This is a genomic window from Serratia sp. MMO-28 (assembly GCF_037199905.1).
Lineage (GTDB): Bacteria > Pseudomonadota > Gammaproteobacteria > Enterobacterales > Enterobacteriaceae > Chania > Chania oryzae.
The window spans coordinates 44,058-56,220 of sequence record NZ_JBBCVB010000036.1 but is presented as its reverse complement, the minus strand read 5'-3'; the positions used below and the strand labels follow the sequence as shown (position 1 = coordinate 56,220).

General features: G+C 50.7%; 10 protein-coding genes. 5 read left to right on the top strand and 5 right to left on the bottom strand.

Going from position 1 to position 12,163, the window contains the following annotated elements; all coding sequences use genetic code 11:
* Nucleotides 1-623: 623 nt before the first annotated feature.
* Complete coding sequence (locus WG891_RS23595) at nucleotides 624-1,592, top strand: acyltransferase family protein (RefSeq protein ID WP_337264726.1); 969 nt, start codon at nucleotides 624-626, stop codon at nucleotides 1,590-1,592.
* Here the strand turns inward: WG891_RS23595 and WG891_RS23590 are convergent.
* Both WG891_RS23590 and WG891_RS23585 read right to left on the bottom strand, forming a co-directional pair.
* Entirely contained in the window at nucleotides 1,551-3,065 is a 1,515-nt protein-coding gene (locus tag WG891_RS23590; RefSeq protein ID WP_337264725.1) for a Na+/H+ antiporter NhaC family protein, read from the bottom strand. The genes WG891_RS23595 and WG891_RS23590 overlap by 42 nt on opposite strands.
* Nucleotides 3,066-3,322: 257 nt before the next feature.
* Entirely contained in the window at nucleotides 3,323-3,895 is a 573-nt protein-coding gene (locus WG891_RS23585) for a DJ-1/PfpI family protein (protein WP_337264724.1), read from the bottom strand.
* Between the two features lie 176 nt (nucleotides 3,896-4,071).
* Here WG891_RS23585 and yghX point away from each other — a divergent pair, with 176 nt between their 5' ends.
* Entirely contained in the window at nucleotides 4,072-4,959 is an 888-nt protein-coding gene (gene yghX, locus WG891_RS23580; protein WP_337264723.1) for a YghX family hydrolase, read from the top strand.
* An 80-nt stretch (nucleotides 4,960-5,039) separates the two neighbouring features.
* Nucleotides 5,040-5,729 carry a VIT1/CCC1 transporter family protein gene (locus WG891_RS23575; protein WP_337264722.1) on the top strand — a complete coding sequence of 230 codons (690 nt, stop codon included), beginning with the start codon at nucleotides 5,040-5,042 and terminating at the stop codon, nucleotides 5,727-5,729.
* A 48-nt stretch (nucleotides 5,730-5,777) separates the two neighbouring features.
* On the opposite strand, the gene WG891_RS23570 is transcribed toward WG891_RS23575, so the two are convergent.
* Both WG891_RS23570 and hisC read right to left on the bottom strand, forming a co-directional pair.
* The gene (locus WG891_RS23570; RefSeq protein WP_443006351.1) at nucleotides 5,778-7,166 is read right to left on the bottom strand and encodes a purine-cytosine permease family protein; all 1,389 of its coding nucleotides are present in this window, start codon (nucleotides 7,164-7,166) and stop codon (nucleotides 5,778-5,780) included.
* An 89-nt stretch (nucleotides 7,167-7,255) separates the two neighbouring features.
* Complete coding sequence (hisC, locus tag WG891_RS23565; RefSeq protein ID WP_337264720.1) at nucleotides 7,256-8,371, bottom strand: histidinol-phosphate transaminase; 1,116 nt, start codon at nucleotides 8,369-8,371, stop codon at nucleotides 7,256-7,258.
* A 470-nt stretch (nucleotides 8,372-8,841) separates the two neighbouring features.
* On the opposite strand from hisC, the gene pfkB reads away from it, so the two are divergent.
* Nucleotides 8,842-9,780 (top strand): 6-phosphofructokinase II, encoded by a 939-nt coding sequence (pfkB, locus tag WG891_RS23560; RefSeq protein ID WP_337264719.1) that lies wholly within the window; start codon nucleotides 8,842-8,844, stop codon nucleotides 9,778-9,780.
* 40 nt (nucleotides 9,781-9,820) lie between these two features.
* Here pfkB and WG891_RS23555 read toward each other — a convergent pair whose 3' ends face one another.
* Nucleotides 9,821-11,377 (bottom strand): BCCT family transporter, encoded by a 1,557-nt coding sequence (locus WG891_RS23555; protein ID WP_337264718.1) that lies wholly within the window; start codon nucleotides 11,375-11,377, stop codon nucleotides 9,821-9,823.
* 178 nt (nucleotides 11,378-11,555) lie between these two features.
* Here WG891_RS23555 and betI point away from each other — a divergent pair, with 178 nt between their 5' ends.
* Nucleotides 11,556-12,143, top strand: a complete 588-nt coding sequence (gene betI / locus WG891_RS23550) for a transcriptional regulator BetI (RefSeq protein ID WP_337264717.1) — start codon at nucleotides 11,556-11,558, stop codon at nucleotides 12,141-12,143.
* The last annotated feature ends 20 nt before the right edge of the window (nucleotides 12,144-12,163 follow it).

Sequence of the window (12,163 nt, the reverse complement as noted above, 5' to 3'; positions counted from 1 at the left end):
TGCCGGCAAAGAAAATATCCCGGCACCTATCATGGATCCCACCACCAACGCGGTAAGAGACCATAGGGACAGTTTATTCGTTGATGAACTCGTCATAGTTTTCCTTACTGACACCAAGTCATAAGTTATGTGTTATTAAAGGCTAACGTTACACACCCACGATTAAATCATAGTCATAACCGCCAATTTTTCCTGTCAGGAAAAAATCCTTTACAATCATCGACAGCACAGTTGAGTTCAATCGATGGAATCACCCCCATCAAACAGAGCAAAAAACCAGAAATAGGAACTTTCTCAACAAATAGTGCTTGGAATGGATAAAAATAAAGACATTATTTTATTTTCACCCTGGATAATCATCGACGGAAGCATGAGCAAGAGGTGGCAATGTGGAAAGATTTAATTAAAAATGGGGATAGCATTAATCTGTCATGGAGTTGTCATCCATTGATGGTACTCAAACGCGCAAATCCTGACGCATGATGGTAATTAACTTATAAGGGATAACACGGCGCAGTATACTGGCAATTACGCGTTGTGCAGCCAAGGTTATTGTACTAGAATTATTTTTATAAAAAACAGTAGGGTGCGCCTGAACGCACTGAGTCATTGGTGGTAGCATAATGAGTAAAAATGTCAGTCAGCACGCTTTGAAAAGCTTGAGTTGTTTTGCCGCAGTAACCTTTTTTTCAACCAGCCAAATGTGTGCCTATGAGTGTTTTCTCAATGCTAATGCCATGAGCGTCCTATACTTTCTTTCAATAATATCTAAGCCATTGTTTTTTATAATAATAGGCTACATGGATGAAGTGGAGAATCTAACCAGAAAAGATATTGTAATCAAAGTAAAGTCCATTGTTTTGATCATGCTTTTCTGGAATATCGTTTTGTCACTGATTAAGACCCGGTATATACAGCAAGGTTATCTGCTGCAGAATGGCATATTGCTGAATATGGGGGTTATCTATTTACTTTACCCCATCATTCTTAAAGGCATTAAGCATTTAAGGATAACCGCCTTATTTTTCGCCAGCCTGGTTGCCATTATCGCACTGCTGGATATTTTTAGCCCATTAGATACTCAAGACGACCCGCTGTTTATTTCCAGCTATTCATTTATCTGGATCTGGGGAGGATACTACATTTTTGGTCACATGTTAGGTTCTGAGCAAGGCCGCTTGTTTACCAAAAAGGCACGTGTGCTTTGGCTAGCAAAACTGATGTTGATTCCGCTCGGTATATCGATGTATTTCTACGAACGTTATTTATCAACCCATGTGCAACTCAGCGTTGCTGGCTGGTTTGTGTTAGAGCACCTGCATCTGTTAGCCATGAGTCTAGTACTGTTTATTCTGTTCGATAACATCAATATCAAGAACAGGCTGATAACCAATCTGGTTGAGTTTATCAGCCCGGCAATGGTGGGGGTGTATATCGTTCACTACAGCATGTTTTACTTTATCACCTCGCTGTATCACTTCAACGACGTCACATTAAAATTCACGTTGCTGGTGTTGGTCTTTATTGCCTCGGTTATTGTTTGCCGTTTGCTACTTCTGAACAGGTTCAGCGCCCGGATTATTTCCTTTTGAATCCTCTGCCAACGCGGCAATAGGTATGCGGCGAATGTTAATGCCGGTAATGCCTAATGCCAGCGTCAGTAACGGTGCGACGATATTAAACACGGCAAACGGCATATAGGCCATGGTTGAAACGCCCAAGACGGCGGCCATATAGGCACCGCATGAGTTCCATGGCACTAACGGCGAAGTCACAATGCCGGCATCTGAAACAATACGCGACAGGTTCTCTGGTGCCAGTCCGCGTTTAGCGAACTCGCCACTGAACAGGCGAGTAGGCAGCAGCAGGGCAATATACTGATCGCCAGCGGCGATGTTGAGCCCAATGGCAGTTCCTACCACCGAGGCAAACAGGCGGACAACCCCCTTGGCCCGTACCAGCAGAGGGGTGACCAGTTTATTGAGCAAGCCAAAATCATCAACCATGATCCCGAAGGTCACCGCTCCGATGATCAGCCAGATGGTCAGCAGCATGCTGTCCATACCACCGCGTGACAGCAGGGCATCGATCTGCGCTATGCCTGAGTTTTCCTGAAAACCATTAGCCATCGCCAGCCAAATCGCTTTAACCGCCTGCAGTGGCGCGGCTAAATCGGGTTCGGCCACAAAGCGCACGATCACCTGCGGTTGCATGAATGCGGCCATTACCCCCGCCAGCAGTGCTGAACACATGATCGCCAGCGAGGCAGGGACTTTACACACCGATAGCCCGAGCAGAAAAACCAGCGGCAGCAGGTTCCACGGTGTGATGTGGAACAGCTCGCTGAAGCGGGACAGTTCATTATTGGTGACCGTAGCATCAAAACCACTTTTATTGATGCCCAGAACGATAAAAGCAATCAGGGCAACCACCCCAGCAGGAACGGTGGTCCACAGCTGTGCCCGAATGTGTTTATACAGCGGGACGCCATTCAACTGCGCGGCCAGCACGGTGCTTTCCGAAAGCGGTGAGATCTTGTCGCCCACATAGGCCCCTGAAATCACTGCTCCCGCAGTCACTTCAGGCGATAACCCCAGCATATTGGCCAACCCGACCAACCCGACGCCCAACGTACCGGCCGTGGTCCAAGAACTGCCGATGCTCATGGATACGACGACGCAAATCAGAAAAGTGATAGGGAAGAACCAGTTGGGCGTGATCATCTGGATGCCGTAATACACCATGGTAGGGATGGTACCGGACATATTCCAGGTGCCAATCAGCGCCCCTACGGCAAACAGGATAAAGATTGCGCCAACAACGGTTGAGATGCCTTTGCGCCCAGATTCAGAAACGTCATCCCAGGTATGGCCATTCTTTAAAACGATCACGGCCGTGACCATGGTACTGATAATGATGGCGACCTGCAGCGGACCATTGACGGCATCAAGACCAAACAGGGCAACGGAAGAGCCCACCAAAATGATCAGGGTAAACACCGGAATAAGCGCATCAAAATAACTTGGCGCCTTCACGGTGCGGGGGGTTTTGGAATCAATGGCCATATGCACTCCACAGACAAATAAGACAATCGGATTGCCGAGATTTTTAAGATCGTTGTGTGGCTATACCTAGGTTAGCTGTTGCGGTAAGTATAGCTTGCGGCACTATATCGCAATGATTATTTTCATAATTGTGCATATTGCCTGGCAGTTGATGATATAGAGCACATCAAAGAGTGCGCTCTCGGGCTTTTTGATACCAGGAGCCGGAGAGCGCGATCCGTAAAGTATAAAATACGTGTCAATTATGTGAGGAATCTCTACTTTTCTTCCAGTACATCGACAAATTTAGCTAACCATTGCGGGTGAGCAGGCCAAGCCGGGGCGGTAACCAGATGGCCATCAACATGGGCCTGATCGATACCAATGTCGGCATAATGTCCGCCACTCAGCCGCACTTCAGGGGCACAGGCAGGGTAAGCGCTACAGGTGCGCCCTTTGAGTACGCCAGCCGCCGCCAATAATTGTGGCCCATGACAAACGGCTGCAATTGGCTTGCGTGCGGCATCAAACTCCTGCACTAATTCAATCACCCGTGGGTTGAGGCGTAAGTATTCTGGCGCTCGGCCACCAGGGATCAGCAGGGCGTCATAATCTTCAGCGCGCGTTGCAGCAAAATCAGCGTTCAGTACAAACCGGTGGCCCGGCTTTTCACTGTAGGTCTGTGCGCCATCAAAGTCATGAATGGCGGTCATGATGTAATCGCCTTTGCTTTTGTCTGGGCAGACAGCGTCAACGCTATATCCCAGCATTTGTAATGCCTGGAAAGGCACCATGGTTTCGTAATCTTCTGCGTAATCACCAACCAGCATCAGTATCTTTTTCTTGGCCATTGTCAGCATCTCGTGGTTGAGGGAAACTCTGTTAGTTATAGTTCATCGGCAGAAAACGGGGACTAATTCTGGATCAGCGCAACGTGACTTGGCATGCTGTTTGACGGTACCGCATACTACTGACGTTGTTTGGTTCAGGGATTCTGCTCTATCGACAGAAATGACAGGAGGAACATATGAGTCGTCTTACCGCAAAGGATTTTCCCCCAGAACTGCTTGAGCTTTACGACTACTATGCCCACGGGCTGATTTCCCGCCGTGAGTTTTTCGATCGCGCGGCCCGGTTTGCCGTAGGTGGGATCGCCGCCACAACGCTTATCGGTTCACTGCTTCCCGATTACGCCCTCGCTCAGCAGGTTGAGTTAACCGATCCTGACATCGTTCCACAATATATCACCTATCCTTCCCCCAACGGCCACGGCCAAGTGCGTGGCTATCTGGTGCTTCCGGCCAAGGCTAAAGGGCCGGTTCCTGGCGTGGTGGTGGTACATGAGAACCGCGGGTTGAATCCGTATATTGAAGACGTGGCACGGCGCTTGGCGAAAGCCGGATTCGTTGCGCTCGCGCCTGACGGCTTAAGCTCTGTGGGCGGTTACCCTGGTAACGATGATAAGGGCAGGGAATTACAACTCTCGGTCGACCCAGAAAAGTTGATGAATGACTTTTTCGCTGCTATCGAGTTCCTGATCAAACACAAAGCGACCACCGGCAAAGTGGGGATCACGGGGTTTTGCTATGGTGGCGGGGTGGCCAATGCGGCGGCGGTCGCTTATCCAGAACTGGGTGCTGCGGTGCCATTTTATGGCCGCCAGCCCAAAGCGGAAGATGTCCCTCGCATCAAAGCACCGTTGCTGCTTCATTATGCTGCACTGGATACCCGCATCAATGAAGGGTGGCCAGCCTACGAGGCCGCACTCAAAGCGGCAGGAAAAACCTATGAAGCCTATATCTATCCTGGCGTCAATCATGGGTTCCATAACGACTCAACGCCACGTTATGACGAAGCCGCGGCCAAACTCGCCTGGGACAGGACGTTGGCCTGGTTTCGCCACTATCTGGCGTGAGAGTTCTTACGGGCAGGCAATTTTATGCCATTGATGAGACACTGAAGGCCGGTGAGTGCGATAACAAAGGAAAGGCCCTGATGCACAGAGAACGACACAGCATAGAAAAGATCGGCTGGCTGCGCGCCGCAGTGCTAGGTGCAAATGACGGTATTGTTTCTACCGCCAGCCTGTTGTTGGGCGTTGCCTCAGCCAACGCCACCCACAGTAGCATTTTGCTGACGGGGATTGCGGGCTTGGTGGCTGGCGCGATGTCGATGGCCACTGGGGAATATGTCTCTGTGTCTTCCCAGGCAGATACGGAAAGAGCCGCGCTGGCCGAAGAACAGGCCGAACTGCATGCCGATTATGCGGGCGAACATCGCGAATTAACCTCTATTTATGTGCACCGCGGGCTCGATCTGGCGTTAGCCAAGCAAGTGGCAGAAAAACTGATGCAGCACGACGCTCTGGGGGCCCACGCCCGCGATGAGCTTGGCATTTCAGAAATCACTACCGCTCGCCCATTGCAGGCGGCGCTGGCTTCAGCCACAAGCTTTGCCGCTGGGGCGATACTGCCGCTTTGTGTGGCACTGATTGCGGCTGCGCAGTGGGCGATCCCTGCTATCGCTCTTTCGGCCTTGTTGTCGCTGGCGATCTTAGGCGGCATCGCCGCTAAAGCCGGGGGCGCACCTATTGGCCCTGGTGTGATTCGCATCACCTTCTGGAGTGCGCTGGCGATGGGGGTATCATCCGGCGTAGGGGCGTTATTTGGTTTGGTTGCGGGCTGAAGCGCCTGGCCGTTTGCTGGGGCAATCTGTTTGCCCCAGCGGCATGGGTTAGTGGCTGTCTTCCTGCGTGGTGAATACGCCAGCTTTCTGCTTACCAAAAACATAATAGAGCGCGGCTGGGACCAGTAATCCCACGATCCAAGAGACATCCGTACCTAACCAGTTATAGATTGGGCCTGTATATAAGGTGGTTGAGATGAAAGGAATTTGGGCTAAAACGCCGATGAAATAAATGCTGATGCCGAGGAAATTCCAGCGACCATAGCAGCCATCTGCATCCATTAGTGAGGCGTTGTCGTAGTGACCTTTCGCAACGAAGTAGAAGCTGGTGATATTAATCGCCGCCCAAGGGGTAAAAAAAGTCAGCAGGAACAGCAGAAAGGCCCGGAACGCATGTAAGAAGTCATCTTTAGCCAAGAAGGCCAGACAGGTAGATACTCCAACAATAAAGATAATAACGGCCAGCCGCTTATAGCTGTTGTGGCTGATCTTTCCCTTGAAACCACTGATAATCGTGGTCAGGCACATCAGGCTGCCGTAGGCGTTCAGCGTTGAAATAGTCACCTTACCAAAGGCAATGCTGAAATAGAGAAAAGCAGCCATCACGCCATTCGCCCCCAGGCTAACGATATAGCCCACCTCATTGCCTGCAAACTGCCTACCGGCCAATGCTGCAGCAAACACGCCTAACACCATAGATATTTGCGAGCCGATCACTGAGCCTGACCAGGTGGCAAAGAAAATTTTCGTTGAGGAGGTTTTACTGGGTAGGTAGCGTGAGTAATCTGACGCATAGGGCGAAAATGAGATCTGCCACGATGCAGAGAGTGAAACCGCGATCAGAAACTTGTCCCAGGCAAAATGACGATTCTCCAGCAACAAAGAAACGTCATTAATCGTCAATAAGCGAATGAAAAGATAAGCAAAGGCGATGATGCCTAGCACCGTGGCAACTCGTCCTAAACGGTGAATAAAGCGGTAACCGATCATCGCAGAAACAATAATGATCAGAGCGAAGGTCAAGATCCCGGTAGCATTGCTGACGTGTGCCAACTGAGAGATCGCTTGGCCTGCCAGGATCAGCCCAGTGGTGTTGAACCCCATGTATAACGTACAGACCAGCACAATGGGAATCGATGCGCCTAGCACCCCGAACTGTGCCCGGCTGGTAATCATCTGCGGCAAGCCCAGTTTTGGCCCCTGTATCGCGTGCAGTGCCATAATGACACCACCCATTAGTTGACCTAACAGTAGGCCAATAATCGACCAGAACGCATCCCCGCCTAATACAACGGCAAGGGCACCGGTCACGATAGCCGTAATTTGCAGGTTGGCACCGAACCAAAGCGTAAATTGGCTGAATGGTTTACCGTGCCGTTCATGCTCTGGAATAAAATCAATGACGCGTGCTTCAATTAATGGCGAGTTTTTCGGCATAGTCATCAAAATCCTTGATAAAATTTTTACGTTCAGAAAGAGGGTAATAATATGGGTTTAATGTATTACCCCTGTTAGCTGACGGGCCCTTATTGCTGAAGCGCTTTTTCCAGCGCTTGAAGGAATAGCGTATTATCTTCGCGGCTTCCGACAGAGACACGTAAGAATTGGCGGTATCCGGCCTCAAGCCAGGGTTTGATAATGACCCCCTGACGGAGTAACGCGTTATTAACCTCCGGCACGGCAAGTGGGCTGGGGAAAAAGATGAAATTGGCCACCGAAGGTATCGGCTGCAGCCCTAAATGTTGCCGCAACACCTGATCCATCCGGCGTCGTTCAGTGCGGACATGCTCAACGCTGGCAGATAAGTGAGCCTGATCCGCCAGTGCCGCAACGGCTGCGGCCTGAGCACAGCGGTTAACGTTGAAAGGCGTTCGCAGGCGATCGATAGTTTCAGCCAAGGCAGGATCGCTGGTAATGCCATAGCCAATGCGCAACCCGGCAAGGGCATAGGCTTTGGAGAACGTTCTCAGAATAACGTAATGACATCCACTTTGCTGCAGCATTTTCAGGCTGTCTGGATAGCCAGATTCGCCGTGCGCATACTCGAAATAGGCTTCGTCAAAGACGAGTAAAGTATGTGCGGGTAAACGATCGATAATATATTGCAGTTCCTCGCCGTTGAGGGCGCAGCCCACCGGATTCGACGGTGATGAAAACATCAAAAGACGTGTCCGTGGTGTCATCGCCGCCATCAGCGCCTGAACATCAATCCGCATATCATGTCCCATTGGAACGCCAATCACTTCTGCGCCGGCTGCCTGCGGATAAATAATATGTAAGCCGAAGGAAGGGAGGATCGTGACCACCTGATCGCCGTGATCGAGAAATACCCGGCAAATAATGCTGAGCAGGTCTTCCGAACCATTACCAAAAACCAACCGTTTTTCATCAATCGCCAATTTATGCGCAAGGGCGGTACGTAATAAACTGCAATTCTGATCGGGATAAAGGGCACTGTTATTGGCTTCTGCGGTGAGTGCGGCGATTGCTTTTGGCGAAACTCCCAGCGGGTTTTCATTGCTCCCCAGTTTCGCCACTCGCTGAACGCCATATTTTTCTTGTACTGCTTCAATTGACAGCCCGGCGTTATATCCGCTCAGGGCTTGTACCTCATTACGCGCAAAGGAGTTTGAAGTATACATTGTAAGATCCTTCTAAATTTAAGCTGATGCAACTAAAGGGTGAGCGTTTTAATACTTAAGTGCTTTTAACATATACCCGTATAGACAGGTAAGGGCAAGTAAGGGGGGCGGTGGCCTTGGTTTGGCAAAGAGAAAATTTCAAAAAAACAGATAGCAATAAAAATCAGTGGGTTAAGTTTTATTTAACTACAGCGGAGTGTCATTGCGCGGTGTTAAAACGATTTTTCCAGGTAAAATCAGCCTGGAATTAGTTTATTTTTGTGTTTTTGATCACATTGAATTTTCATTTTATTCACATCTGTATACTTATTCTCCTAACCATCGGGGTAATCTCGTCAACACGGAGTTATGTGCTTTACTTAAGGCAATAACAATAGAAGTATTTATTGGGTCTGTAGAAGTCTGGATAAGGTTCTGAGATTTTTAGCCGCATTATCACGATAAAACCCCAAAAAGAAGGTTGTATCATCATGACTCAGATTTTCACGTTAACATTGTCCCCCTCGTTAGACAGCGCCACAACAACCGCAAAAATTTATCCTGAAGGGAAACTGCGCTGCACTACACCCATTTTCGAGCCCGGCGGTGGGGGCATCAACGTCGCCCGCGCCGTGGTGTATCTCGGTGGTCATGCCAACGCGATTTTCCCCATTGGCGGCCCGACGGGTGAGCACTTGAAAGAGTTGCTCGATCGGGAAGGCATTCACACCGAAACGTTGCGCACCCAGGACTGGACACGGCAAAACCTGCACGTGCACGCGGATAATAGCGGTGAACAGTATCGCTTTGTCATGCCGGGCGCACGGCTGAATGAGGCAGAGTTTGATCAGCTTGTGGAGCGCGTACACCAGATCCCCGCCGGTTCGATCCTGGTGATCAGCGGCAGCTTGCCGCCTGGTACGGCTATCGAAAAGCTCACCTATCTGGCGCAACAGGCACAGGCGATGGGTTTACAATGTATCGTTGACAGTTCTGGGGAGGCGTTAAAAGCGTGTCTGGATGTCGGCGGGCTGGCGTTGGTCAAACCAAACCAGAATGAGCTCTCGGCGCTGATCGGGCGGCCGTTGGATAACCCGGATGACGTGCGTACTGCGGCTCAGGAATTGGTTCAGCGCGGGGCCGCCGAAAGAGTGGTGGTGTCGCTGGGGCCGCAGGGGGCACTGGCCGTCGATCGCCATCACTGTGTGCAGATCGTTCCGCCGCCGGTGAAGAAAATGAGCACCGTCGGTGCGGGTGACAGCATGGTGGGCGCGATGACCTTGAAGCTGGCGCAAGGTGCCGATCTGATCGATACCGTACGCTTTGGCGTGGCGGCCGGTAGTGCGGCAACGCTGAACCTGGGCACGCGTCTTTGCTCATTGGAAGATACTCAGCGGCTGTACAACTATATCTGCAAGAGTTCTCAGTAGTGGGGAGGCTGGCTGCCGATACCGGCAGCCAGCCTGACACTTAAATCTTATGTGCTGGTAAGATAACCCGGCTTTCTGCGTGCTGGAGCTCTTTGTACAGGTTAACCATATACAGCATGATCACGATCGAGAAGGGTAACCCGCATAAGACCACCGCCGTTTGCATCGCCCCAAAACTGCCGGCATACAGCAAACCGGCACACACCAGCGTGGTGACCGAAGCCCAAAAGATCCGCAGCCAGGCAGGGGCATCATCGCTGCTGGTCCCCCCGATGCTTGAGAGATTGGCAATCATCAATGTTCCTGAATCAACCGGCGTCAAAAACAGCACAAAGCTAATCAAGATCGTGAAACCGGTGGTGATTTGCGTATAAGGCAGATATTCAAGCAATTGGAACACGGCCATTGGCGGATCGCTAATAGCCACTTTGCCAAGCAAAGTATTACCTTGCTCCAAGACTAAGCTGATGGCGGTATTGCCGAAGATCGACAGCCAGGCCAGCGTAAAGCCTAGCGGGATTAGCATAACGCCGAAGATCAGCTCGCGAATGGTGCGGCCTTTAGAAATTCTCGCGATAAACATCCCAACAAAAGGAGCCCAGGCCACCCACCACGCCCAGTAGAACAGCGTCCAGGCGCCTTGCCATTGGCGGGCTTTGCCATACAGATAAACATCAAAACTCTTGCCGACCAGCGAAGAGAGATAATCCCCGGTATTCTGCAACAAGCCGTTGACCAGATTGAGCGTTGGCCCATTCAGAAAGACAAACAGCAGCAGCAGGCTAAGAAAGCCGATGTTGATGTTGGAGAGCATGGCGATGCCTTTCTCCACGCCGGTCACCGCCGCCAGCGTGGCCACGATCATCATCACCACGATCAGCATCAGCAGCACATACGGGGCTTGCGGGATATCAAACAGATAGTTCAAGCCAGAATTGAGCAGTAAGGCGGCGATCCCCAAGTTAGTCACCATCGAAATCACGGTTACCAAAATACCGAAGCTGTCGACCAGATGGCCGATCCAACCATGGATCCGCTCGCCAAACATCGGATACAGGGCCGAACGTAAAGCCAATGGTAACCCGCGGCGATAAGAGAAGTAGGCCAATGCGGTGGCGATCAACGCATACAGCGCCCAACCATGCAGCCCCCAATGAAGGAAGGTGATCACCATAGCCTGGCGCGCCGCCTGCGGTGTTCCGCCAGCCCCTTCAGGGGGCTGTAGGAAATGATCGAGAGGTTCATAAGCGCCATAATAAATCAGCGCTATGCCAATCCCGGCGGAGAACAACATCGAGATCCAGGAGAGATAGTTAAACTCAGGCGCTTCGTCCTCTTGGCCAAGCTTAATGTGCCCAAAGCGCGACAGTGCCAACCAGAACACAAACGCCATGCAGGCCACCATCAACAGCATGTAGTACCAGCCAAAAACGTCCGACATCCATATCTGGGCTTCACTTAACCATTTCTGACTGGCGGTGGGGAAGAATGCCACCACCAGGCCCAATAGCAGAATAACCGTGGCGGAAGTGAAAAAAACGGGGGTATTAAGCCGTATCGATTCTTCATCGACGGGTTTTGGACTCATCACTGTCATTTGTCAGTTCCATGATGCAAAGGTTGTTGAACGACGTCACCCGCAAAGATCAAACGATTTGTTAACAAAATAAAACCGTTTGTTTTACATTTTCGCAGCATATATTATGTTGATTGAGCGTTCAATCAATGAATTTTTCACGAGCTATGAGTGGCTCTACATCACTTAGGGAGGCCGGATGTACCGCAAAGACATTCCAGAACGGAGAAAAGAGCAACTGATTAATGCTGCTTACGAAGTTATCGGTGACGTTGGTCTGGCGGGGGTAACCCTTTCCCAGGTAGCCAGCCAGGCAGGGATGTCCAGTGGGCTCGTCAGCCACTACTTTGGTGATAAAGAAGCGTTTCTCAACGCCACGATGCGCAAGATGCTGCGCGATCTTCATGACGCCATTGCTGAATGCCGTAAAAACGCGGACAGCTCAGTAAAGGCGCAGCTTTTTGCCATCATTGACGGCAACTTTCACCCTAGCCAGACCAATGCGTTGTCGATGCGTATCTGGCTCGACTTTTGGGCTGCGAGCATGCATCAGCCTACGCTGAGCCGCTTGCAGCGTGTCAACGATCAACGTCTGTTTTCAAATATTTGCTATCAATTTCAAAAAAATATGCCGAAGGATAAGGCGCGTAAAGCGGCTCGCGGGCTGGCAGCAATGATTGACGGCCTGTGGCTGCGGGGCAGCCTGACCGGAGCCGCCTTCAACGCTCACCAGGCCAGTGAAATAGCCTATGACTATGTTGAAAGCATTTTATCTTCAAGCAGTTAATTACCTTACTTACAATAGAA

Coding starts and splice junctions, on each gene's coding strand:
- WG891_RS23595 (WP_337264726.1), top strand. CDS start 624: ATGAGTAAAAATGTCAGTCAGCACGCTTTGAAAAGCTTGAGTTGTTTT.
- WG891_RS23590 (WP_337264725.1), bottom strand. CDS start 3,065: ATGGCCATTGATTCCAAAACCCCCCGCACCGTGAAGGCGCCAAGTTAT.
- WG891_RS23585 (WP_337264724.1), bottom strand. CDS start 3,895: ATGGCCAAGAAAAAGATACTGATGCTGGTTGGTGATTACGCAGAAGAT.
- yghX (WP_337264723.1), top strand. CDS start 4,072: ATGAGTCGTCTTACCGCAAAGGATTTTCCCCCAGAACTGCTTGAGCTT.
- WG891_RS23575 (WP_337264722.1), top strand. CDS start 5,040: ATGCACAGAGAACGACACAGCATAGAAAAGATCGGCTGGCTGCGCGCC.
- WG891_RS23570 (WP_443006351.1), bottom strand. CDS start 7,166: ATGCCGAAAAACTCGCCATTAATTGAAGCACGCGTCATTGATTTTATT.
- hisC (WP_337264720.1), bottom strand. CDS start 8,371: ATGTATACTTCAAACTCCTTTGCGCGTAATGAGGTACAAGCCCTGAGC.
- pfkB (WP_337264719.1), top strand. CDS start 8,842: ATGACTCAGATTTTCACGTTAACATTGTCCCCCTCGTTAGACAGCGCC.
- WG891_RS23555 (WP_337264718.1), bottom strand. CDS start 11,377: ATGACAGTGATGAGTCCAAAACCCGTCGATGAAGAATCGATACGGCTT.
- betI (WP_337264717.1), top strand. CDS start 11,556: ATGTACCGCAAAGACATTCCAGAACGGAGAAAAGAGCAACTGATTAAT.